The sequence below is a fragment of the Metabacillus indicus genome, from assembly GCF_046603695.1.
Classification (GTDB): Bacteria; Bacillota; Bacilli; order Bacillales; family Bacillaceae; genus Bacillus_P; species Bacillus_P indicus.
Genome location: NZ_CP176757.1, coordinates 3,260,676 through 3,283,206, shown reverse-complemented (window position 1 = coordinate 3,283,206; position 22,531 = coordinate 3,260,676). Strand labels below are relative to the sequence as shown.

16 protein-coding genes, 22 tRNA genes, 3 rRNA genes and 3 riboswitches are annotated in these 22,531 nt (G+C 47.1%); of the genes, 34 read left to right on the top strand and 7 right to left on the bottom strand.

The annotated features are described in order from the left end of the window. Positions 1–47: 47 nt before the first annotated feature. The 3 genes from ACK1LH_RS16895 (at position 48) to ACK1LH_RS16885 (ending at position 3,673) form a co-directional block, all read left to right on the top strand. On the top strand, positions 48–398 hold the full coding sequence (locus ACK1LH_RS16895) for a DUF898 family protein (RefSeq protein WP_203288573.1): 351 nt from the start codon (positions 48–50) through the stop codon (positions 396–398). A gap of 164 nt (positions 399–562) precedes the next feature. Continuing rightward, a complete protein-coding gene (locus ACK1LH_RS16890) occupies positions 563–1,645 on the top strand; it encodes a peptidyl-alpha-hydroxyglycine alpha-amidating lyase family protein (protein ID WP_411333678.1) in 1,083 nt (360 codons plus the stop codon). Between the two features lie 175 nt (positions 1,646–1,820). Next, a riboswitch (cyclic di-GMP riboswitch) is annotated at positions 1,821–1,902 on the top strand. Between the two features lie 67 nt (positions 1,903–1,969). Beyond that, positions 1,970–3,673: a methyl-accepting chemotaxis protein gene (locus ACK1LH_RS16885; protein ID WP_411333676.1), complete on the top strand. Its 1,704-nt coding sequence runs from the start codon at positions 1,970–1,972 to the stop codon at positions 3,671–3,673. 110 nt (positions 3,674–3,783) lie between these two features. On the opposite strand, the gene ACK1LH_RS16880 is transcribed toward ACK1LH_RS16885, so the two are convergent. From ACK1LH_RS16880 to ACK1LH_RS16865, 4 genes are all read right to left on the bottom strand, one after another. Further along, a tRNA-Ala gene (locus tag ACK1LH_RS16880) sits at positions 3,784–3,856 on the bottom strand. Positions 3,857–3,964: 108 nt separating this feature from the next. Continuing rightward, positions 3,965–4,465, bottom strand: a complete 501-nt coding sequence (locus ACK1LH_RS16875; RefSeq protein ID WP_411333675.1) for a hypothetical protein — start codon at positions 4,463–4,465, stop codon at positions 3,965–3,967. A gap of 195 nt (positions 4,466–4,660) precedes the next feature. Further along, positions 4,661–5,149, bottom strand: coding sequence for a DinB family protein (locus tag ACK1LH_RS16870; RefSeq protein WP_029566112.1), 489 nt, complete (start codon positions 5,147–5,149; stop codon positions 4,661–4,663). A gap of 56 nt (positions 5,150–5,205) precedes the next feature. Then, positions 5,206–6,855 carry an AMP-binding protein gene (locus ACK1LH_RS16865; RefSeq protein WP_411333674.1) on the bottom strand — a complete coding sequence of 550 codons (1,650 nt, stop codon included), beginning with the start codon at positions 6,853–6,855 and terminating at the stop codon, positions 5,206–5,208. Positions 6,856–6,991: 136 nt separating this feature from the next. Here ACK1LH_RS16865 and ACK1LH_RS16860 point away from each other — a divergent pair, with 136 nt between their 5' ends. Beyond that, positions 6,992–7,894, top strand: coding sequence for a DMT family transporter (locus ACK1LH_RS16860; RefSeq protein WP_411333673.1), 903 nt, complete (start codon positions 6,992–6,994; stop codon positions 7,892–7,894). A gap of 44 nt (positions 7,895–7,938) precedes the next feature. Here ACK1LH_RS16860 and ACK1LH_RS16855 read toward each other — a convergent pair whose 3' ends face one another. Further along, positions 7,939–9,003, bottom strand: coding sequence for a peptidase MA family metallohydrolase (locus ACK1LH_RS16855; protein ID WP_411333672.1), 1,065 nt, complete (start codon positions 9,001–9,003; stop codon positions 7,939–7,941). A 118-nt stretch (positions 9,004–9,121) separates the two neighbouring features. Here ACK1LH_RS16855 and ACK1LH_RS16850 point away from each other — a divergent pair, with 118 nt between their 5' ends. Both ACK1LH_RS16850 and ACK1LH_RS16845 read left to right on the top strand, forming a co-directional pair. Next, the gene (locus ACK1LH_RS16850; protein ID WP_411333671.1) at positions 9,122–9,643 is read left to right on the top strand and encodes a GNAT family N-acetyltransferase; all 522 of its coding nucleotides are present in this window, start codon (positions 9,122–9,124) and stop codon (positions 9,641–9,643) included. Next, positions 9,643–10,533, top strand: a complete 891-nt coding sequence (locus ACK1LH_RS16845) for an NAD-dependent epimerase/dehydratase family protein (protein ID WP_411333670.1) — start codon at positions 9,643–9,645, stop codon at positions 10,531–10,533. The genes ACK1LH_RS16850 and ACK1LH_RS16845 overlap by 1 nt, the downstream gene beginning before the upstream one ends. 447 nt (positions 10,534–10,980) lie before the next feature. On the opposite strand, the gene ACK1LH_RS16840 is transcribed toward ACK1LH_RS16845, so the two are convergent. Together ACK1LH_RS16840 and thiT are read right to left on the bottom strand one after the other, a co-directional pair. Continuing rightward, complete coding sequence (locus ACK1LH_RS16840) at positions 10,981–11,169, bottom strand: hypothetical protein (protein ID WP_029283879.1); 189 nt, start codon at positions 11,167–11,169, stop codon at positions 10,981–10,983. Positions 11,170–11,261: 92 nt separating this feature from the next. Further along, positions 11,262–11,834, bottom strand: a complete 573-nt coding sequence (gene thiT / locus ACK1LH_RS16835) for an energy-coupled thiamine transporter ThiT (RefSeq protein WP_411333668.1) — start codon at positions 11,832–11,834, stop codon at positions 11,262–11,264. Positions 11,835–11,939: 105 nt separating this feature from the next. Continuing rightward, positions 11,940–12,040, bottom strand: a riboswitch (TPP riboswitch). A 141-nt stretch (positions 12,041–12,181) separates the two neighbouring features. Beyond that, positions 12,182–12,293: riboswitch (TPP riboswitch) on the top strand. 93 nt (positions 12,294–12,386) lie between these two features. Between thiT and ACK1LH_RS16830 the strand changes: the two genes are divergently transcribed. From ACK1LH_RS16830 to ACK1LH_RS16695, 28 genes are all read left to right on the top strand, one after another. After that, positions 12,387–12,680 (top strand): MTH1187 family thiamine-binding protein, encoded by a 294-nt coding sequence (locus ACK1LH_RS16830; protein ID WP_029283875.1) that lies wholly within the window; start codon positions 12,387–12,389, stop codon positions 12,678–12,680. Then, positions 12,655–13,440: an ABC transporter permease gene (locus tag ACK1LH_RS16825; protein ID WP_051827363.1), complete on the top strand. Its 786-nt coding sequence runs from the start codon at positions 12,655–12,657 to the stop codon at positions 13,438–13,440. Before ACK1LH_RS16830 ends, ACK1LH_RS16825 begins: the two co-directional genes overlap by 26 nt. Before the next feature lie 14 nt (positions 13,441–13,454). Beyond that, the gene (locus ACK1LH_RS16820) at positions 13,455–14,456 is read left to right on the top strand and encodes an ABC transporter substrate-binding protein (RefSeq protein ID WP_411333666.1); all 1,002 of its coding nucleotides are present in this window, start codon (positions 13,455–13,457) and stop codon (positions 14,454–14,456) included. A gap of 1 nt (position 14,457) precedes the next feature. After that, complete coding sequence (locus tag ACK1LH_RS16815; protein ID WP_411333664.1) at positions 14,458–15,216, top strand: ABC transporter ATP-binding protein; 759 nt, start codon at positions 14,458–14,460, stop codon at positions 15,214–15,216. 287 nt (positions 15,217–15,503) lie between these two features. Beyond that, a 16S ribosomal RNA gene (locus tag ACK1LH_RS16810) occupies positions 15,504–17,041 on the top strand. Between the two features lie 203 nt (positions 17,042–17,244). After that, a 23S ribosomal RNA gene (locus ACK1LH_RS16805) occupies positions 17,245–20,175 on the top strand. Between the two features lie 128 nt (positions 20,176–20,303). After that, positions 20,304–20,419, top strand: a 5S ribosomal RNA gene (rrf, locus tag ACK1LH_RS16800). Together the 16S, 23S and 5S rRNA genes with 21 tRNA genes alongside form the textbook arrangement of a ribosomal RNA operon. Before the next feature lie 20 nt (positions 20,420–20,439). Next, positions 20,440–20,515: transfer RNA gene (locus ACK1LH_RS16795), tRNA-Val, on the top strand. A gap of 18 nt (positions 20,516–20,533) precedes the next feature. Next, positions 20,534–20,609: transfer RNA gene (locus ACK1LH_RS16790), tRNA-Thr, on the top strand. A 17-nt stretch (positions 20,610–20,626) separates the two neighbouring features. Beyond that, positions 20,627–20,702: transfer RNA gene (locus tag ACK1LH_RS16785), tRNA-Lys, on the top strand. A 14-nt stretch (positions 20,703–20,716) separates the two neighbouring features. Then, positions 20,717–20,797 (top strand) — tRNA-Leu (locus ACK1LH_RS16780). 7 nt (positions 20,798–20,804) lie between these two features. Beyond that, a tRNA-Gly gene (locus tag ACK1LH_RS16775) sits at positions 20,805–20,876 on the top strand. 10 nt (positions 20,877–20,886) lie between these two features. Beyond that, positions 20,887–20,975: transfer RNA gene (locus tag ACK1LH_RS16770), tRNA-Leu, on the top strand. A 14-nt stretch (positions 20,976–20,989) separates the two neighbouring features. After that, positions 20,990–21,066, top strand: a tRNA-Arg gene (locus tag ACK1LH_RS16765). Between the two features lie 5 nt (positions 21,067–21,071). Then, positions 21,072–21,148 (top strand) — tRNA-Pro (locus tag ACK1LH_RS16760). Positions 21,149–21,163: 15 nt separating this feature from the next. Further along, positions 21,164–21,239 (top strand) — tRNA-Ala (locus tag ACK1LH_RS16755). A 31-nt stretch (positions 21,240–21,270) separates the two neighbouring features. After that, positions 21,271–21,347 (top strand) — tRNA-Met (locus ACK1LH_RS16750). A 5-nt stretch (positions 21,348–21,352) separates the two neighbouring features. Beyond that, a tRNA-Ile gene (locus ACK1LH_RS16745) sits at positions 21,353–21,429 on the top strand. Positions 21,430–21,444: 15 nt separating this feature from the next. Beyond that, a tRNA-Ser gene (locus ACK1LH_RS16740) sits at positions 21,445–21,537 on the top strand. 45 nt (positions 21,538–21,582) lie between these two features. Further along, a tRNA-Met gene (locus tag ACK1LH_RS16735) sits at positions 21,583–21,659 on the top strand. 3 nt (positions 21,660–21,662) lie between these two features. Further along, a tRNA-Asp gene (locus tag ACK1LH_RS16730) sits at positions 21,663–21,738 on the top strand. 10 nt (positions 21,739–21,748) lie between these two features. Then, a tRNA-Phe gene (locus tag ACK1LH_RS16725) sits at positions 21,749–21,824 on the top strand. A 45-nt stretch (positions 21,825–21,869) separates the two neighbouring features. Next, a tRNA-His gene (locus tag ACK1LH_RS16720) sits at positions 21,870–21,945 on the top strand. A 17-nt stretch (positions 21,946–21,962) separates the two neighbouring features. Continuing rightward, positions 21,963–22,036, top strand: a tRNA-Gly gene (locus ACK1LH_RS16715). A 5-nt stretch (positions 22,037–22,041) separates the two neighbouring features. Then, positions 22,042–22,118 (top strand) — tRNA-Ile (locus tag ACK1LH_RS16710). Between the two features lie 27 nt (positions 22,119–22,145). Then, positions 22,146–22,220: transfer RNA gene (locus tag ACK1LH_RS16705), tRNA-Asn, on the top strand. 8 nt (positions 22,221–22,228) lie between these two features. Then, positions 22,229–22,319 (top strand) — tRNA-Ser (locus ACK1LH_RS16700). A 13-nt stretch (positions 22,320–22,332) separates the two neighbouring features. Continuing rightward, positions 22,333–22,404 (top strand) — tRNA-Glu (locus tag ACK1LH_RS16695). Positions 22,405–22,531: the final 127 nt, after the last annotated feature.

Sequence of the window (22,531 nt, the reverse complement as noted above, 5' to 3'; positions counted from 1 at the left end):
CCTATTATGTTACAATGTTCTAGTCTAAAAGGAGGGGGTGTAAAGTCTTGAGTACAGAAGCTTATGTAAGTCAGCCGGTGAATGCAGCATCACATAAAGAAGCCTCATATTTTGATGGCGGACTGTTTCAATACATCGGTTGGTCTTTGCTTGGTTTGCTAGTAACAGTGTGTACATTTGGTATTTGTTATCCTTGGTCTATTACTATGATTTTAAGCTGGAAGGCACGGCATACTGTTATTAACGGCAAGCGCCTAAGATTTCACGGAACTGCAATAGGATTATTCGGCAATTGGATAAAATGGTGGTTCCTATGCATTATTACTCTTGGAATCTATTCCTTTTGGCTGTTTATTGCGCTGGAAAAATGGAAAACAAAACATACGTCATTTGAGTAATATGAAAGTGCTCTTCTCTTTATGAGGAGGGCATTTTTTTATTCTCTGCAACTCAGGTCTTAGAACGGTTCAATCCCGCGTCCGTTTCAGGAAGCTGTATTCCGCGATATCATAGGCTGTGCAAAGAGATAAGCACTACTATTTTATATGGAGGAATATTTCAAATGAATAAAAAGAACTCGTTCTTTTTGGCAGCACTCAGCATCACAGGATTAATCGTATGGTTCAGCCAGGGAGGATCAGACGTTATTTTTAAAGAAAAGCCGGTTGAAATACCGGAAACAAAAACTTACTCAGCTGAAGTTCTCTGGCCGAAAACGCCCGAAGAGAAAAGCGCAGCTGGTGAAGCAAGCGGTGTGGCGGTTAACTCTGAAGGAGATATTTACTATTTTCACAGAGCAAGCGGAGAGTACAGCGGAAAAGATTTTATTAAAGAACCAACGATTGTCGTTTTGGACGGAAAAACAAAAAAAGTTAAGAGAACTTTGGGAGAAGGCATGTTCAAATCTCCGCATGGTCTTGAAATCGACAGCGAGGATAACATCTGGGTGACAGACGTTTCTTTAAATAAGGTTTTTAAATTGAGTCCGGAAGGTAAGCTTATGCAATCATTCGGAAATGAGTACCGGACGGGTATGGAATGGAGTCTCCGCATTCGAAATGTGCTTCCAAACTTTCCTGTTTTCATGGACGAATACACATTTGCGCGCCCTACAGATGTAACGGTCATGGATGACGGCTCATTCGCTGTTTCGGACGGCTACAGAAACCGGAGAATAGCTAAATTTGATAAAGAAGGAAAACTGGAATGGCAGATTAATCAGCATGGAGACGAGCCGGGAGAATTCAACCTGCCGCACGGAATCAGCAGCGACAGCGAAGGCAGAATCTATGTCGCAGACCGAAGCAATGCACGCATACAGGTATTTGATAAAAATGGACAGTATCTTGACCGCTGGGACATGCCGGAGATCGGCAGGCCGTTTGGTGTAGAAGCTGCGAGTGACGGAAACATTTACGTTGTTGACGGCGGTGATTCCCTGAACGGCGCAGAAGAAAACTTTACAAGCGGGGTCATTGTCTTAGACAAACAAGGAACAATACTGGAGCGATTCGGCACATGGGGCAGCAAAGAAGGCCAGATGAAAATTCCGCATGATATTGCTGTTGATGAGAGCGGGAATTTGTATGTAGCTGAGCTTGGCAATAAAAGATTACAAGAGTTTTCAAGAAAGTCGTTTAACTAGAAACATCGGATTATCTCTTCTAACTGGGGACGGCACTTTATAGCCGTCCTCCCCTTTTGCTTCAATTTTACCCTCAGGTTCAAAACTGCCTTAACTAATTTCAGAATTTTTTATGCTTTTACGCGCTGCCCGCTAAATAGAGGATTTTTACGTCCGATAATATAGGTATAAAGTAATAAATGGAATGCAGAGATTGATCGTTTATAATTGGGCGCTTTAACGATCGGGAGCAAGTAGCGCAACCGGCCAGCACAGACAGGACTGATGGACTGAAATAGAAAAAGCATTGAGTAAGGGTAAGCATGAAGGTAAAAGGGGGAAAAAATGAAGAGTATAAAGTGGAAAATCTTAATGAGCTATGCGATTGTTTTGCTATTATTGGTCATCATTGCCGTGTTCAGTTATCTGACGATAAACCGGATCTCTGATGATGTAGAGGAAATCACCGCAAATGATTTGGCGTTTCTGGAATCTTCAAATTCGATGACATTCAGCGTGGCGTACAGGGCAAAAATTGCGCGTGATTATATTTTATTTGACAGGGGAGAGTTCAAAAAGCAATTTTTAGACGAAACGGAAAAAGCGATCGAAACCGAAAAAGTATTGCAAGAGGCTATCCAAAACGGAAAGATTTCAAAAGAAGTGGAATCTGCTCTCTCGGAAGCGGATGAAAAGACGATCAAATGGAGGACGCTAGTTACTGAAGAAATTATCCCTCTATATGACAGCGGAGAACGAGAGAAAGCCCTGCAGCTGATGGAGGAGAAATGTCTCCCGTACAGTCAGGAAGCGATTGATGCTTGGGCAGAAGTTGTAAAAATACAAAATAAGATTACAAGTGATCAGACATCTGAAACGATTGAGTCTTCAAACCAATCTAAAATAATCATTGTTATTGCTTCTGTGATCGCTTTTGCAGCAGCTCTCATTATTGGTCTTTTAAATGCCAATGGAATTTCAAAGGCTGCTGCCCTCATCGTGGACAGACTCGAAACCATCTCTAAAGGAGACCTCAAAGGCGATCTTATTCAGACGCAGTCCCAGGATGAAATCGGCCGCCTCATTGTGGCTTCAAATACAATGTCGGTCAATTTAAAGGCGTTTATGCAGAGAGTCTCAGACACATCAGGACAGGTAGCGGCAGCCTCTCAGCAGCTCGACGCATCAGCAGAGCATTCTTCCGCGTCTGCCCTGCAAGTAACGGCAACAATTCAGGGAATTGCCGAAGATGCCAACACCTCTTCTGAAAGTGCCAATGAATCTGTGCGGTCGATGGAGGAAATGGCGAAAGGAGTTTACCAGATTGCCGAATCATCCGAAGATGTTTCCAGAGAGTCGCAGACCGCAGCGAAACAGGCTTCTGACGGTAATATTCTTGTAGACAAAGCCGTTGAGCAAATGGGGGCCATCCAGACATCTGTTGCAACGACATCACACCTTTTATCTAATTTAGGAAACCGTTCAAAAGAAATCGGGAAAATAGCCGAGATGATTACAGGGATTGCAGAGCAGACAAACCTGTTATCTTTGAACGCTGCAATTGAAGCTGCTCGTGCAGGAGAACACGGACGGGGATTTGCCATTGTTGCTGATGAAGTAAGGAAGCTTGCCGAGCAGTCGAAAGAATCAGCCGATCAAATAGATGAATTAATCGGCCACATTCAAAACGATGCAAGTACAGCAATCTCGTCTATGGCACAAGGTGAAGGCGAAGTGAAAAAAGGGACGGATGCGATGAATGAGGCCGGACATGCATTTAAAAATATCATCGCTTCCATTCACCTGGTCTCAGAAAAAATCGAAGAAGTTTCAAGATCCGCAAAGAAAATGGCGGGTGACTCAAAGCACGTAAACGGAAGAATCCATTCGCTTGCAAACGCAGCAACAGATACATCCTTAAATTCGCAAAACGCTGCAGTGTCCTCAAAAGAACAATTGACAGCCATGCAGGAAGTTTCTGCTTCTGCCGCCTCACTGAGTCATATTGCGGGAGAGCTTCAGGAAGAATTGAAGAAGTTTAAGTTTTAAGAGAAGAAACGAATATTAAAGGCAGAGAGCGCATAGTGTGCTTGCTGTCTTTTCTGTTTGTGAAAAAATGCATAAAAAAGAAACCCTTGATACACAAGGGTTTCCGGATATGGAGCATAACGGGATCGAACCGATGACCTCTACGCTGCCAGCGTAGCGCTCTCCCAGCTGAGCTAATGCCCCGTATAAAATTAGTGCCAGTTGTTTCTGGCGATATACTAAATTATACTCCGTGATTCACTATGTTGCAATAGAAAAAACAGTCAAAACGAAAAAAGTTTTGACTGTTTTTTATTTGCTTTCGGTGACTCCGAAAATTTGCTCATGGACATATCCGTTTACAGCAATATCTAAATCATGAAAATAACGATGAAGAGTCAGGACGGTCTCAGCGTTTCCTGCGATAACACTGTCGGCATGCATGATGATGGCTTCAAGATCGTTTTTTAGAGCAGGATCTTCCGTCAGCGGAATGAAATGGCCGGCATAGGCCTTGGCTGCTTCCGCGCGGGCAATTTGGTCTGGCATGTTCAATTCCTGAATTCTGTCCCAGCCGGTTGTTTGATTGTAGAACTCATGAAATTTTTTGATGAATTCACCTGCATCAGTGTATTCCGGATTTTCTGTGTCCCCATAATCCTGCACTTGCTGAGGGCGCCAGTTGGTTTCAGCGGCGGTAGAATTTTCTTCAGCACTGGTGTTTTTCAAGTAAACCATTGTCCAGACGCCGATGACCCCGGCCGCAAGCATCACCATGACAGCTGCAGCTGCAATTTTAAGTCCTTTCTTCACAGTTTCAAGCTCCTTTTATGTAAGTAATACCTATTAAATAATACCATTAATGGTTGTGATTGGGGCTGTTATGAGTGAAAAGAATGAAAATTTACATAGTCTTATTAATCTATTTTTCCTGTGACACATAATCGCGAACCAAAAAAGCGCAGACGGTGTCTGCGCTTTTTTTACGTTTCTGTAGAAGTCTCTCTTTTAGGAAACTGCACTCCGCACTTCGAGCAGCTGAAGGAGATGTCTTTTTTCATGATAGCCGATGAATTCGATCCATTGCTTGAGAGAAAGGTCTCCGAGATGCGGATGCTTCATCACCTTTTCTTCAAGTTCCTGTTCAGGAGCTGTTTCTGCAAAGTTGATGAGTTCACGCCGCGAGCGGTCAAGCTTTGAGAATAGCTCTTCTTTTGAAAATGGGCCTTCTGCCGGCTTCAGGTTTTCAGGTGCCGGCACTTTACGTGAGCGGTCAATGACCAGTTGGAGCGGTTTTTCAGAGGCCTCTTTTTTCTCGCCGTTCATCAATACGTGCTTGAGGCCGCCTGTGATGACGGTTTCCATCAGATACAGATGGTCGAGAATCTGTCCAGGGCTCCAGACATCCTTTGAGGGTTTCATGTTCAGCTGTTCATCTGTCATTTGTTCTGTTTCTCTGATCAGTTCTTCTCTTACGTTCAATGTATAGTCGAGCATGGTGATCTCTCCCTTCTGCCGTTATTCTATCAAACTTGCCTGCAGGAAATCTCTTTTCAGCTTTTCTCAGACAGTTCCCTTGCCAATTCGTTTTTCACTTGCTCCCTGAGTTTGTATTTCTGGATTTTTCCTGAAGCGGTCATTGGATAGTCTTTGACAAAGGTGTAGTATTCAGGGATTTTATAATGGGAAAGCTGTCCTCTGCAGAAGGCTTTTACGTCATCAGCAGTAAGTGCTGCGCCTTCTTTTAAAACGATGCAGGCTGCCACTCTTTCTCCATATTTTTCATCAGGAACGCCAATCACCTGAACGTCCATAATGTCTTCGTGACGGTAAAGGAACTCTTCAATTTCACGAGGATAGACATTCTCGCCCCCGCGGATAACCATATCCTTTAGGCGTCCGGTGATGACAATATAGCCGTGCTCATCCATTGTTGCCAGATCGCCGGTATGAAGCCAGCCTTGTTTATCGATAGCTTCCTCAGTAGCCTCCGGCATTTTGTAATAGCCTTTCATGACAAGATACCCTCTTGTGCAAAGCTCGCCCTGCACGCCTCTTGGCGCCTCTTCTCCTGTAACGGGATCAATAATTTTCACTTCCACATGCGGATGTGCCTTGCCCACCGTTTCCACTTTGCGTTCAATGGAATCTGTTACAGTCGTCTGCGTGATAACGGGTGAGGCTTCTGTTTGTCCGTAGGCGATTGTGATTTCAGACATGCCCATGTCGTTCATTACTTTTTTCATCACTTCAATCGGACAGGTGGAGCCAGCCATAATGCCTGTTCTTAAAGTGGAGAGATCGTATTTTTTGAAATTTGGAGAGTTCAGCTCCGCGATAAACATCGTTGGCACGCCATGCAGCCCGGTGCATTTTTCTTTCTCGACCGTCTGAAGAACAAGGTCAGGATCGAATTCCACAATCGGAACCATAGCCGCCCCGACCGAAACGCAGGCAAGCACGCCGAGAACGCAGCCGAAGCAGTGGAAAAACGGGACAGGAATACACAGGCGGTCTTCATGGGTCAAATTCATCGAACTTGCCACCAAAAACCCGTTGTTGACGATATTATGGTGCGTCAGCATAACACCTTTCGGAAAACCGGTTGTACCTGACGTATACTGCATATTTATAACGCCTTCAGGTGTGAGCAGGCTCTCACGTTCTGCAAGTTCTTCATCGGTCACTTTCATGCCGCGGAGGAGAAGGTCGTTCCAGCTGAGCATTCCCTCCGGTGCTTCATTCTGTCCTATGTAAATGAGATTCTTCAAGTAAGGGAGTGCAGGCTGTGAGCTGTTTTCTGAAGAGGTTTCAGTCGTGATGGAGCGGATCAGATCAACGTAAGATGTTCCTTTATAGCCGTCAATCAGAAAGAGAGCGGCAGAGTCTGACTGCTGCAGCAAATACTTGAGTTCACTGCTTTGATAGCTGGTGTTGACAGTGACAAGCACGGCCCCAATGCGGGCAGATGCAAACTGAAGGAGCAGCCATTCAGGAACATTCGTAGCCCATATGGCAATGTTTTCGCCTTTTTTTACGCCGAGTCCGATTAACGCTTTTGCGAGTTTAGTTGTCTCGCGATAGAACTCATCATAGGTATAGCGGATGTTTTCCTTTGAATAGACGACTGCATCTCTATTTCCGTATGCAGAAACAGTGTCTTTCAATAATTGGCCGATGGTTTTGTTTTTAAGTGATTGCATAGGACCTCCCGGAACATTAAAATGGTTACGCTTTCATTATAACTATTTTTTGAAAGTTTTGAAAATAATATTCTGCAAATTGCCGGGTCCATCATGCAGTATAATGGAAATGAGTGAATGGTGAAGGAGAAAAAACATGAATAAAACCACTTTGTATCCATATATCGCACTTGCTGTGGGGGTTGCGGCTGTTTCAACATCCGCTATCTTTGTAAAACTGACATCTGCTCCTGCGCCGGTTATTGCCTTTTACAGGCTCTTTTTTTCCACGCTGCTTGTTCTGCCTCTTTTTCTGGCAAAATGTCTACCGCAGCTAAAGACGATGTCACGGAAAGACTGGAGCTATTCCGCTCTGGCCGGAGTGCTGCTTGCCTTTCATTTTATCCTCTGGTTTGAATCTCTGAACTACACGTCTGTGGCAAGCTCGGTTGTTCTCGTAACGCTGCAGCCGCTGTTTGCTTTTATCGGAACGTATTTCTTTTTTAAAGAAAGGGTTTCGATCAGGGGAGTAATCAGTGCCCTGCTGGCGATTGCCGGCAGTGCTGTTATCAGCTGGGGAGATTTCAGAATCAGCGGTCTTGCTCTGTTCGGAGACTTTCTTGCTCTGGCAGCCTGTGCGATGGTCACGGCGTACCTTCTTTTTGGCCAGGGAGTGAGGAAAAGGCACTCTCTGACGCTATATACGTTCATCGTCTATGCCGTAAGCTCCGTGACACTTCTAATCTACTGTCTGGCTCTGAAGTATCCGCTCGGCGGCTATCCGCAGCAGGACTGGATATATTTTCTTCTGCTTGCGGCAGTCCCGACCCTGCTTGGGCATTCGCTGTTTAACTGGTCGCTGAAGTGGATTTCGACAAATGTCATCTCGGTCGCCATTCTGTTCGAACCGGTGGGCTCGATTATCCTGGCCTATTTCTTTTTGGCTGAGACGGTTCTCCTTACGCAGGTGATTGGTGGGGCAATCATTGTTGCCGGTGTGCTTCTTTTTATGACTGAGAAAAAAACAGGAGCGGAAATTCCTGAACAACAAGCCGTGTAAAACGGAAAAGAGCACCCGGGCTGTTCCCTGGTGCTCTTTCCATTTTATTGCTCTTTTAATTTTCTTTCTAACTCTTCATACGTATATCCGGTTTTATTTTTAAGGGCTTCTTCAAAGCTTCCGGCCGCTTTTGTTTCCTTCAGCAGCTGGAGGATGATCTCTTCTCCAAATTCATCGGCAAGCATCTTTACCGCATAATAGCTTTGAGTATAAATGTCAGCTTCCGTGCTTTTTTCAAGGGCATTTGCCCAGTCTCCCGGATTGATGAGATCGTAGAAAGAAACGGTAGTCTGCAGGGGGATGAGCACCTCTTTCCCGTTATACCCCGCGTATTCAGCCAGTCCTTCATTAAACCAGATCGGGATTTTGTAAGGCTCAATGCTGAGCTTCTCCAGTGTCTTTTCTAAATAATAATGAGAATACTCGTGGTAAAACGTTTCAATCACAACAGGAGATGAGGCATTGTATTCATCCGGAATGACAACAGCCATCGTTTTTTTATTGTGGTCGTAGAAACCCATATAATCCAGATAATCAAGCTCGTGCAGAGAGTCAGGCGATTCGTCTAAGAGAAGAAGGTCTATTGGCTGATCCTCAATCTCGCCGAGCAGGCGCGTGCTTATTTCTCTTGCCTGTTTATATTCATTTTCTACTAGCTCAAGATCCTTTTTCTTCAGTGACGGGTAAAAGACAGTTAAATGTGAGATTGTTTTTGTCAGTGCCTTGTCTTTGTATTCTTGGTAAGGATCAACCGGCAGGAAGGCATTGACCTGGAATTCGAATTTTTCGCGCGGGCTGATGCTCTGGTAATTTACATGAGTGGTCATAATGTTCATCAGCACAACGAAAAACAGCGTAATGATCAGGCTGATGCTTGTTACCGAAAGGGCGATTGTTCCTGACAGCCCTCTGAAAAAAAGAAGATTCCGTTCTTTGCTGTGAATCATTTCGTAGACGGAATAGATAAAGAGGCCAAGGAGCAGCAGGCATATAATGGTCCCGGAAATCACAGACGCCGGGATATTTAAAAAAAGAAACAAAACGTAAAAGACAGCGGTGAAGTACACGATATAAAGAATGGACAGGACGGCATGAAGTACGATTTTCACTGTAGGCCTCCAATTGATTTGGTCTAGTAAACTTATTCTCTGCAAAAAAAGAAACTCCTTTTGAAACAGGGTTTTTATTGAATGTTGTCGAATTTTCATCAGCAAGGAGTGTTGAAAAATGAAGGTACTGATAAGAAAAGCTGCCAGAGAAGATGCAAAGCAAATTGCGATTGTGCACGTCGACAGCTGGCGGACAACCTATAAGGGAATCGTAGCAGATTCATTTTTAAATAGTCTGACTTACGAAAGCAAAGAGAAAATCTGGCGCAGTATAAATCCGGATACTGTGTTCGTTGCAGAAGATGAAGAGGGCAAAATTGTCGGGTTTGCGGGATTTGGTCCGTCCAGATCTCAGGAATTCGGCTATGATGGCGAATTATACGCCATCTATCTTCTGAAAGAAGCACAAGGTGCAGGTGTTGGAAAGAGACTGGTTCGTGCGGCAGCAGAGGAGCTGATGAACCTGAACTATCAAACGATGATGCTGTGGGTGATGAATGCCAACCCGTCAAAGGGATTCTATGAGCGCTACAGCCCTGAAAAAGTGGGAGAGGATACATACGCGATTGAAGGTACCGATCATCCGGAGACGGCATACGGCTGGAATCTCAAGGATTTGTCAGCGAGGCTGAATACATAATGAAAGAGGGAAATACATTGAAAACCGCGTTAATACTAGGTGGGACACAGTTTTTTGGGAAGAGGCTTGTTCATAAACTGCTCGAGGAGGGAGTGGTTGTGACGGTCGCAACAAGAGGCAGAACCCGGGATGATTTTGGAGACAGGGTCGAGCGCCTTGTCATTGACCGGGAAAAGAAAGAATCAATGACCCGGGCTTTTGAAGGAAGGCAATGGGACGCTGTCTATGATCAGTCCTGTTTCTCCCCGCTCGAAGCCAAAACCGCTTATGAGGCTCTCGAAGATAAAGTAGGGCATTACATCTTTACATCAACAATGGCAGTCTATGAATTCGGCAAAGGACGAAGGGAAACGGATTTTAACCCGCTCTCGTTCGAACCGACGTTTAAAGACCGCAAGGAATACGGGGGAATGACCGGTTATCAGGAGGCAAAGCGCGGTGCCGAAGCTTATCTGTTCCAGAATGCAAAAGTGCCTGTTGCAGCAGTCAGGCCTGCTCTGGTTATCGGAACCGATGATTACACCGAGCGCTTTTTATTTCATGTAGACAAAGTGAAAAGGGAAGAGCCAATTGGCGCGAAAAATGACAATGTTTCTTTCAGCTTCACTTCATCTGAAGACGCTGCAGGTTTTCTTTTACATATAGGAAAAGAAAAGCTGACAGGAGCGTATAATATAGCGTTTGAAGACAATCTTTCCCTGAGGGAACTGATCGGCAAGATTGAAAGTGCTGCAGACAAAGCCGCAGTCATTACAGGGGAAGAAGAAAATGCTTCCCCGTACGGTCTTCCGGGTGACTGGACGCTGGATGTGACAAAAGCACAAATGACAGGATATACATTTGGGAACATGAACGAGTATGTTGAGAGTTTAATAGAAGAGCTGCTGTAAACTCTTGCGGGAGTTTCTGTGAAAACAGAGACTCTTAATAAGCCTCTGTAGCTCTAGAAGGGAAGAGCGCCGGAAAACAGTAGAACCGGGTCGCAAGGCAAAGGTTTCAGAAGCACCGAAAAGCAACTATGCTGAGGCAGGTGAAATTCCTGCCGGTGAAAATCCGTAGGGAAGCGTGTTCCCCTTAGCCTATGCTTACGAAAGGAGTGCGGGTTCGAATCCCGCCAGAGGCATCAAAAAGACCCGGCAGACATATGCCGGGTTCTACTTTTTGTTAAAGGAATTATAAAAAATAAAAGGCTGTTGATAACATAACAAAGTTATCAACGGCAAGCTCCAGCGCCTAGATCCTCTGTCAGAACAAATCCGTCAAAAAAGTCAAAACCGGACTTTTCCGCCGGATTCTTATCTGCCTATCGGAGCGGGCCTTGGCGCTTGCGCTTTTGTTCAGATTTGCTGGTTAAAAACTGCTGCAAAATAGGCAAAAACAAATCCGAGCGGAAATGAAAAAACAACCGACCAACCTCTGACAGGGCCATCTTCGCCGCTGATCCGCAGCGCTTCAAAGTAGCCATACAGAAAATGAAAGATGGATAGAAAAAAGGCAAACAACATGAGTGAGTATGTGAGATTCATTTCATGGCCTCCAATAGGAAATCTATTACTACTAATACATGCTGAAAAAGAAGAGATTATGATAAAAAGCACCGGATTTCCGGTGCTTTTCTCTATTTTCTATTTACTATCAGCGCTTTTGATGTCAGCAGCATCAGCACAAGAATGATCGTACAGATGATAAATGTCGGAATCATGTAGGATGCATTGTACCCTGCTGAATAAAGAAGCACCGGCTGATCTCCTGCAAACTCAGCGAAAAAGACAGCGCCTGCGAGTGTGTGGGCTGCAAATCTCAGGAAGCTTCCAAGGAAAGCGGCAAGTGTGACATAAAGAATCAGGCGCCCTTTGTTTAAAGAATGGAGAGAGTTCTGAATTTGCTTATAAAAAATACCTCCGGCACCAACCGCTGTAAAGGCGACAAAGTAATCCAGAAAACCCTGTACAGGATGAACAATGGTCGTATAGCCCATGACCGTCTGCAGCAGTCCGAGGAGAAAGCCTGTCAGCAGTCCGCCTTTTAGACCGTGGCGAAATCCCATGATCAGTACGGGCACCATTGCAAGTGAAATCGATCCTCCCTGCGGCATTTTGCCGATAAAGCTTGTCGCTAAATCTAAAAGAAAGGCGATTGCAGCAAGAATCGCTGCTTCCAATAAAAAAACCAGGCGCTTATTTGTTTGCATGATTTTACCCCTTTTCGGCATTCGACCGGGGCCTTTTCTCCATAGAAAAAAGCAATGCGGGGAATGTCGGATGGTTTCCACGCACTGCTTTGGTTGGGTTATCACTTGAATCCATCGCCACATCCCTACGTAAGCTTTAACTTAACAGGTTCAACGGGTCAGAACATAACGTTCACTCTCAGCCGGCGGCTCCCCAAGTGGTCAAATGCGATATATGATTTAGACACTACTATACAGGAAACTGCAAAATTCGACAAGCCTAAATTCTATTTTTTTTCAGAAAATAGCGGAAAGTATTTTTCCTTTCTTTACAAGTCTTGTAAAACTTGCTATAGTTTCCATGAATCTTATAGAAGCAGGGGAGCTGAGTGAACTCGGCTGAGAGGATACTGATTCTTGTATCGACCCTTTAACCTGATCTGGGTAATGCCAGCGGAGGGATACAGGAAAAGAGTCTATTTTCCATGAACTTTGCGAATGCTTAAGGCTGCCCTAACCGGCAGCCTTTTTTTGCATTTTCTAAGAGATTCACAGAAAGAAAGGGAGGAATTCATGATGTCCAGTGTAAACCTTGCGTTTCAAGTACTGCCGAAATCAGCACACGGAAATACATACGAGATTGTCGACAAAGCCATTGAAGTTGTGCAGCAGTCAGGTGTCAAATATGAAGTCGGCGCGATGGAGACCGTTATGGAGGGGGAACTCAATCATCTGCTTGAAATTGTCAAGCAGGCTCAGGATGCCTGTATCGGGGCAGGTGCAAGTGAAGTGATGACGCACATCAAAATTCATTACCGCCCTGCTGAAGGAGTAACGATGGATGAAAAACTCCAAAAATATCGCTGAATCTATATCAGGAATAGCGCTGCCTGCAGCCGTTCTTGCCGTTTTTCTTCTACTCTGGGAGATGGCAGTCGTGCTTTTTCGAATTGAGAAGTGGATCCTGCCAAAACCTACAGACATTTTCATCACCCTGTTTGAAATGAGAGGAACGCTCGGAGTGCACGTTCTGCAGACGCTTACTGAAGCTGTTCTCGGCCTCCTGATAGCAGCAGCTGCCGGAGTGGCCATTGCCATTTTAATTGACCTTTCCCTCTGGATCAGAAAAGCGGTTGAACCGCTCCTTGTCCTTTCACAGACCGTTCCAATTATTGCACTGGCACCTTTGCTGATTATCTGGTTTGGATTCGGGATCTTGCCGAAGGTCATCGTAACAGCACTTGTCTGCTTTTTTCCGATAGCCATTAATCTTGCAGACGGATTCAGTCAGGCAGACAGGGATATGATCAAACTGATGAAGACCATGGGAGCGAATAAACGTCAGCTCTTCTTGAAGGTGAAGATTCCTGCTTCCATGCCGTATTTTTTCTCAGGGCTCAAGATAGCCGGAACATACAGTGTAATGGGAGCGGTTATCGGAGAGTGGCTGGGAGCGAGTCAAGGCCTTGGAATTATCCTTACTAGATCCTCTCAATCTTTTTTAACAGAAAAGGTATTTGCCATCATTATCGTCATTGTTGCTTTAAGTCTGGTTATTTTTGCAGTCATTGAATTGCTGGCAAGAGCGGCGATGCCCTGGAAGTACAAAGCGAATAAACACAACTGACATGGAGGAATACGATGAAAAAACTGCGGAGAATGCTCGTCATATTATTCAGCACATCCATCCTTTTAACAGGATGCGCTCCTGCTGAGAATGCCTCAAGTGAAGAAGCAAAAAAAGTGAAGGTCATGCTGGACTGGTTTCCGAATACAAATCATACAGGCATTTATGCAGCGATTGAAAAAGGGTTCTATAAAGAAGCGGGTCTTGAAGTTGAGATAGTAGAACCTGGCGAGGGAGTCAGCGCAGATCAAATTGTTGCATCTGGCGAAGTCGATTTTGCGGTCAGCCACCAGGAAAACATCACACATGCGCGGTCAGCCGGTGTGCCGATCGTTTCTATTGCGGCCATTATTCAGGAAAATACTTCTGCTTTCGCTTCATTAAAGGAAGAAGAGATTGTCTCGCCTGATGATTTTGAAGGGAAACGGTACGGCGGATGGGGGTCGCCTACTGAAGAGGCTGTGATTCGTGCGGTTATGAACCAGGATGACGCAGATTTTGGCAAAGTCGATTATGTCACACTTGGCGCAACTGATTTCTTTAAATCAATCGGCCGGGATACGGATTTTCAATGGATCTTTGAAGGCTGGGACGGGATAGAAGCTAAAAGAAAGGGGATAGAACTGAATTACATCTATCTTAAAGACCTTGATCCAGCATTGAACTACTATACACCTGTACTTGCTGCAAGCGAGACAAAGATAAAAAAAGAAAAGGATACGGTACAGGCTTTTGTACAGGCAACCGCAAAAGGTTACGAGTTTGCCATCGATAAGCCGATTGAAGCGGCAGATATTCTAATTAAGCATGTACCGGAAATAAATAAAGATCTTGCAAAGGAAAGCCAAAAGTGGCTCAGCAAGCAGTATCAGGGTGATGCAAAGCAATGGGGCGTTCAAAAAGAAGAAGTTTGGGAACGGTATGCTGACTGGATGTATCAACAAAAGCTGATTGAAGAAAACATAGATCCGGCAGAGGCTTATACAAATGAATTCCTTCCGGAGGCTGAAAAGTAGCATGCTGACACTAAAAGGAGTCAGCAAGACTTACTCGAAAGATCAGCCTGTCCTGCTTCCATCTGATCTTATAGTAGAAAAAGGGGAATTTGTCAGCATCATTGGTCCGAGCGGGTGCGGCAAAAGCACTCTTCTTGATATCATTGCAGGGGTAAATAAGCCAAGCGGCGGAATTGTTCATTACAAGGGGAAAGACATAACGAATCAAACAGGCCATGCCGGGTATATGCCGCAAAGCGATGTGCTGTTTCCGTGGAGAACAATTCTTGATAATGTCATACTTCCGCTGGAGCTGCATGGGACAGGGAAAGAAAAAGCGCGTGCCGAAGCTCTATCTTTCTTTTCTCAGTTTGGGCTTGAGGGATTTGAACAACACTACCCTTCCATGCTTTCTGGCGGGATGAGGCAGAGAGCGAACTTCCTCCGGGCTTATTTGAGCGGCAAAGAACTTCTATTATTGGACGAGCCTTTTGGAAAGCTTGATGCCATGACAAGACACAAGCTTCAGAAATGGTTTATCAGAATTTGCGAGGCATCCGGGAAAACGGTCCTGTTTATTACTCATGATATGGATGAGGCGATTTTTCTTTCTGACAGGATTGCCGTGTTTTCCCCGAGACCTGGCAGGATCATTGAACATATAGACATTCCTTTCGGCCGGTCGCGAACGGACCAACTCTTCGCTTCAGCTGAATTTGTATCAATTAAACAAGTACTCCTGGATTTGCTGCATTCAAAAAGTCATCTGGAAACGCGCTGATTTCAGCGCGTTTTCATTTATAACATTTTTTTTGCAAAAAGATAAAAATGCTATTGCAATGGGGAAAACAGCGTGGTATATTATTATTCGTTGCCGCGAAAAACGCGTGAGAGCAACGGTGCCTGAGAAAAAGGAAAGTAAAAAAAACGCTTGACTTTGAAAAGGTGAAATGTTATTCTAATAAAGCTTCGCAGGAAGCGAAAATGATCTTTGAAAACTAAACAAAACCAAAAGCGTACCAAACGTTTTAAATTTTTAAGTCAGCAACATTTATGAGTCACAAATTTTCTTCGGAGAGTTTGATCCTGGCTCAGGACGAACGCTGGCGGCGTGCCTAATACATGCAAGTCGAGCGGACCTCTTCGGAGGTCAGCGGCGGACGGGTGAGTAACACGTGGGCAACCTGCCTGTAAGACTGGGATAACTCCGGGAAACCGGAGCTAATACCGGATACTATGTCAAACCGCATGGTTTGACATTCAAAGACGGTTTCGGCTGTCACTTACAGATGGGCCCGCGGCGCATTAGCTAGTTGGTGAGGTAATGGCTCACCAAGGCGACGATGCGTAGCCGACCTGAGAGGGTGATCGGCCACACTGGGACTGAGACACGGCCCAGACTCCTACGGGAGGCAGCAGTAGGGAATCTTCCGCAATGGACGAAAGTCTGACGGAGCAACGCCGCGTGAGTGATGAAGGTTTTCGGATCGTAAAACTCTGTTGTCAGGGAAGAACAAGTGCCGGAGTAACTGCCGGCGCCTTGACGGTACCTGACCAGAAAGCCACGGCTAACTACGTGCCAGCAGCCGCGGTAATACGTAGGTGGCAAGCGTTGTCCGGAATTATTGGGCGTAAAGCGCGCGCAGGCGGTTTCTTAAGTCTGATGTGAAAGCCCCCGGCTCAACCGGGGAGGGTCATTGGAAACTGGGAAACTTGAGTGCAGAAGAGGAGAGTGGAATTCCACGTGTAGCGGTGAAATGCGTAGAGATGTGGAGGAACACCAGTGGCGAAGGCGACTCTCTGGTCTGTAACTGACGCTGAGGCGCGAAAGCGTGGGGAGCGAACAGGATTAGATACCCTGGTAGTCCACGCCGTAAACGATGAGTGCTAAGTGTTAGAGGGTTTCCGCCCTTTAGTGCTGCAGCTAACGCATTAAGCACTCCGCCTGGGGAGTACGGTCGCAAGACTGAAACTCAAAGGAATTGACGGGGGCCCGCACAAGCGGTGGAGCATGTGGTTTAATTCGAAGCAACGCGAAGAACCTTACCAGGTCTTGACATCCTTTGCCACTTCTAGAGATAGAAGGTTCCCCTTCGGGGGACAAAGTGACAGGTGGTGCATGGTTGTCGTCAGCTCGTGTCGTGAGATGTTGGGTTAAGTCCCGCAACGAGCGCAACCCTTGATCTTAGTTGCCAGCATTCAGTTGGGCACTCTAAGGTGACTGCCGGTGACAAACCGGAGGAAGGTGGGGATGACGTCAAATCATCATGCCCCTTATGACCTGGGCTACACACGTGCTACAATGGATGGTACAAAGGGCTGCGAGACCGCGAGGTTTAGCCAATCCCATAAAACCATTCTCAGTTCGGATTGCAGGCTGCAACTCGCCTGCATGAAGCTGGAATCGCTAGTAATCGCGGATCAGCATGCCGCGGTGAATACGTTCCCGGGCCTTGTACACACCGCCCGTCACACCACGAGAGTTTGCAACACCCGAAGTCGGTGGGGTAACCGCAAGGAGCCAGCCGCCTAAGGTGGGGTAGATGATTGGGGTGAAGTCGTAACAAGGTAGCCGTATCGGAAGGTGCGGCTGGATCACCTCCTTTCTAAGGATATGAGGTCGCTTTTGGTTTTTGTTTAGTTTTGAGAGATCATTCTCTCTATATGAAAGAAGGCGATCATTTCTGATCTGCCGGTTGTTCTTTGAAAACTGGATAACGTAATTGATAACAAGTAATTCACTGAGATTTACGCTTACCATAGTGATTTTCTTAGACTTTACAGTCTAAACAAACGATTGACCAATTTTGGTTAAGTTATGAAGGGCGCACGGTGGATGCCTTGGCACTAGGAGCCGATGAAGGACGGGACTAACACCGATATGCTTTGGGGAGCTGTAAGTAAGCTTTGATCCAGAGATTTCCGAATGGGGAAACCCACTGTTCGTAATGGAACAGTATCTTTACCTGAATACATAGGGTACTGAAGGCAGACCCGGGGAACTGAAACATCTAAGTACCCGGAGGAAGAGAAAGCAAATGCGATTTCCCAAGTAGCGGCGAGCGAAACGGAATCAGCCCAAACCAAGAGGCTTGCCTCTTGGGGTTGTAGGACACTCTATACGGAGTTACAAAGGAACGGGGTAGATGAAGCGGCCTGGAAAGGCCTGTCATAGAAGGTAAAAACCCTGTAGTCGAAACTTCGTTCCCTCCAGAGTGGATCCTGAGTACGGCGGGACACGTGAAATCCCGTCGGAATCCGGGAGGACCATCTCCCAAGGCTAAATACTACCTAGTGACCGATAGTGAACCAGTACCGTGAGGGAAAGGTGAAAAGCACCCCGGAAGGGGAGTGAAAAGATCCTGAAACCGTGTGCTTACAAGTAGTCAGAGCCCGTTAACGGGTGATGGCGTGCCTTTTGTAGAATGAACCGGCGAGTTACGATCCCGTGCAAGGTTAAGTTGATGAGACGGAGCCGCAGCGAAAGCGAGTCTGAATAGGGCGAATTAGTACGTGGTCGTAGACCCGAAACCAGGTGATCTACCCATGTCCAGGGTGAAGTTCAGGTAACACTGAATGGAGGCCCGAACCCACGCACGTTGAAAAGTGCGGGGATGAGGTGTGGGTAGCGGAGAAATTCCAATCGAACTTGGAGATAGCTGGTTCTCTCCGAAATAGCTTTAGGGCTAGCCTCGAGTATGAGAGTCTTGGAGGTAGAGCACTGATTGGACTAGGGGCCCTCATCGGGTTACCGAATTCAGTCAAACTCCGAATGCCAAAGACTTGCTCCTCGGGAGTCAGACTGCGAGTGATAAGATCCGTAGTCAAGAGGGAAACAGCCCAGACCGCCAGCTAAGGTCCCAAAGTATACGTTAAGTGGAAAAGGATGTGGAGTTGCTTAGACAACCAGGATGTTGGCTTAGAAGCAGCCACCATTTAAAGAGTGCGTAATAGCTCACTGGTCGAGTGACTCTGCGCCGAAAATGTACCGGGGCTAAACGTATCACCGAAGCTGCGGACTGTTCTTACGAACAGTGGTAGGAGAGCGTTCTAAGGGCGTCGAAGCCAGACCGGAAGGACTGGTGGAGCGCTTAGAAGTGAGAATGCCGGTATGAGTAGCGAAAGAGGGGTGAGAATCCCCTCCACCGAATGCCTAAGGTTTCCTGAGGAAGGCTCGTCCGCTCAGGGTTAGTCGGGACCTAAGCCGAGGCCGAAAGGCGTAGGCGATGGACAACAGGTTGATATTCCTGTACCACCTCCTCACCATTTGAGCAATGGGGGGACGCAGGAGGATAGGGCAAGCGCGCTGTTGGATATGCGCGTCCAAGCAGTTAGGCCGGGAAGTAGGCAAATCCGCTTCCCATATAAGGCTGAGCTGTGATGGCGAGGGAAATTTAGTACCGAAGTTCCTGATTCCACACTGCCAAGAAAAGCCTCTAGCGAGGTGAGAGGTGCCCGTACCGCAAACCGACACAGGTAGGCGAGGAGAGAATCCTAAGGTGAGCGAGAGAACTCTCGTTAAGGAACTCGGCAAAATGACCCCGTAACTTCGGGAGAAGGGGTGCTTTTTAGGGTGAATAGCCCTGAAAAGCCGCAGTGAATAGGCCCAGGCGACTGTTTAGCAAAAACACAGGTCTCTGCGAAGCCGCAAGGCGAAGTATAGGGGCTGACGCCTGCCCGGTGCTGGAAGGTTAAGGGGAGAGGTTAGCGCAAGCGAAGCTTTGAACCGAAGCCCCAGTAAACGGCGGCCGTAACTATAACGGTCCTAAGGTAGCGAAATTCCTTGTCGGGTAAGTTCCGACCCGCACGAAAGGCGTAACGATCTGGGCACTGTCTCAACGAGAGACTCGGTGAAATTATAGTACCTGTGAAGATGCAGGTTACCCGCGACAGGACGGAAAGACCCCGTGGAGCTTTACTGCAGCCTGATATTGAATTTTGGTACAGCTTGTACAGGATAGGTAGGAGCCTTGGAAGCCGGAGCGCAAGCTTCGGTGGAGGCATTGGTGGGATACTACCCTTGCTGTATTGAAATTCTAACCCGCAGCCCTTACCGGGCTGGGAGACAGTGTCAGGCGGGCAGTTTGACTGGGGCGGTCGCCTCCTAAAATGTAACGGAGGCGCCCAAAGGTTCCCTCAGAATGGTTGGAAATCATTCGCAGAGTGTAAAGGCACAAGGGAGCTTGACTGCGAGACCTACAAGTCGAGCAGGGACGAAAGTCGGGCTTAGTGATCCGGTGGTTCCGCATGGAAGGGCCATCGCTCAACGGATAAAAGCTACCCCGGGGATAACAGGCTTATCTCCCCCAAGAGTCCACATCGACGGGGAGGTTTGGCACCTCGATGTCGGCTCATCGCATCCTGGGGCTGTAGTCGGTCCCAAGGGTTGGGCTGTTCGCCCATTAAAGCGGTACGCGAGCTGGGTTCAGAACGTCGTGAGACAGTTCGGTCCCTATCCGTCGTGGGCGCAGGAAATTTGAGAGGAGCTGTCCTTAGTACGAGAGGACCGGGATGGACGCACCGCTGGTGTACCAGTTGTCTTGCCAAAGGCATCGCTGGGTAGCTATGTGCGGAAGGGATAAGTGCTGAAAGCATCTAAGCATGAAGCCCCCCTCAAGATGAGATTTCCCATCACATTTGTGAGTAAGAACCCTGAAAGATGATCAGGTTGATAGGTCTGAGGTGGAAGCGCGGTGACGTGTGGAGCTGACAGATACTAATCGTTCGAGGACTTAACCACAGTCTAACTAAGCGTGAATTGCACGTGAATCTTGTTATCAAACGTTATTCAGTTTTGAAAGAATAACTTCTATCAAAAAAAAGCTTGAAATCTTCGGATTTCATAGTATAATAATTTTTGTCACTATGTCTGGTGATGATGGCAAAGAGGTCACACCCGTTCCCATGCCGAACACGGAAGTTAAGCTCTTTAGCGCCGATGGTAGTTGGGGGTTTCCCCCTGTGAGAGTAGGACGTTGCCAGGCTGCTGACAAAAATTAAACCCGGAGGATTAGCTCAGCTGGGAGAGCATCTGCCTTACAAGCAGAGGGTCGGCGGTTCGAGCCCGTCATCCTCCACCATATGATTTTTTTGGACATGCCGGTGTAGCTCAATTGGTAGAGCAACTGACTTGTAATCAGTAGGTTGGGGGTTCAAGTCCTCTCGCCGGCACCACCAGATTTACTATATTTGTGCCATTAGCTCAGTCGGTAGAGCATCTGACTTTTAATCAGAGGGTCGAAGGTTCGAGTCCTTCATGGCACACCATTTTTCCTTAATATGCGGGTGTGGCGGAATTGGCAGACGCGCTAGACTTAGGATCTAGTGTCTTTGACGTGGGGGTTCGAGTCCCTTCACCCGCATGATATTGCGGAAGTAGTTCAGTGGTAGAACACCACCTTGCCAAGGTGGGGGTCGCGGGTTCGAATCCCGTCTTCCGCTCTTTGAATAAGCCGGGGTGGCGGAACTGGCAGACGCACAGGACTTAAAATCCTGCGGTAGGTGACTACCGTACCGGTTCGATTCCGGTCCTCGGCACCACACACATTTAATATGCGCCCGTAGCTCAATTGGATAGAGCGTTTGACTACGGATCAAAAGGTTATGGGTTCGACTCCTATCGGGCGCGCCATATTACGGGAAGTAGCTCAGCTTGGTAGAGCACTTGGTTTGGGACCAAGGGGTCGCAGGTTCGAATCCTGTCTTCCCGACCATTTTCACAGATTTAAGGGGCCTTAGCTCAGCTGGGAGAGCGCCTGCCTTGCACGCAGGAGGTCAGCGGTTCGATCCCGCTAGGCTCCACCATTTTAATAGAAGTAATTGACTTTGTTCCTGGGGCGGTGTAGCTCAGCTGGCTAGAGCGTACGGTTCATACCCGTGAGGTCGTGGGTTCGACTCCCTCCGCCGCTACCAAAAAAGGACCTTTAGCTCAGTTGGTTAGAGCAGACGGCTCATAACCGTCCGGTCGTAGGTTCGAGTCCTACAAGGTCCACCATTCTATTTTCCATACGGAGGTATACCCAAGTCCGGCTGAAGGGATCGGTCTTGAAAACCGACAGGGGGGTCAAACCCCGCGGGGGTTCGAATCCCTCTACCTCCTCCATTTCTTTTATCTTCAGCAAAACAAATCAGCACTAATTATTATTATCGCGGGGTGGAGCAGTCTGGTAGCTCGTCGGGCTCATAACCCGAAGGTCGCAGGTTCAAATCCTGTCCCCGCAACCAAATGGTCCCGTGGTGTAGCGGTTAACATGCCTGCCTGTCACGCAGGAGATCGCCGGTTCGATCCCGGTCGGGACCGCCATTTTTATAAAGGCTTGGTAGCTCAGTCGGTAGAGCAAAGGACTGAAAATCCTTGTGTCGGCGGTTCGATTCCGTCCCAAGCCACCATTTGCTTTTGCAAATATTATAGCTTTAGACATTTTACAGATAGTGGCGGTTGTGGCGAAGTGGTTAACGCACCAGATTGTGGCTCTGGCATTCGTGGGTTCGATTCCCATCAGTCGCCCCATTTTATCTTTATTTACTGCGGGTGTAGTTTAATGGTAAAACCTCAGCCTTCCAAGCTGATGTCGTGGGTTCGATTCCCATCACCCGCTCCAATAATGGGCCTATAGCTCAGCTGGTTAGAGCGCACGCCTGATAAGCGTGAGGTCGATGGTTCGAGTCCATTTAGGCCCACCATTCCTATTATGGGAGCATATTTGATTTTCCGCAGTAGCTCAGTGGTAGAGCTATCGGCTGTTAACCGATCGGTCGTAGGTTCGAGTCCTACCTGCGGAGCCATTTATTCTGGGGAAGTACTCAAGTGGCTGAAGAGGCGCCCCTGCTAAGGGTGTAGGTCGCGTAAGCGGCGCGAGGGTTCAAATCCCTCCTTCTCCGCCAGAAGGCATGCTCCGGCCCGTTGGTCAAGCGGTTAAGACACCGCCCTTTCACGGCGGTAACACGGGTTCGAATCCCGTACGGGTCATCATTAAAAAAGTGTTGCACATTGTGCAGCGCTTTTTTTGTTGTTAGAAAAGATAGCCGTTATGAAAAACGCCGTAAAGCGTACCTATCCTCCACAATGATTCCGTCAACGGGATCTCGACTCCTAT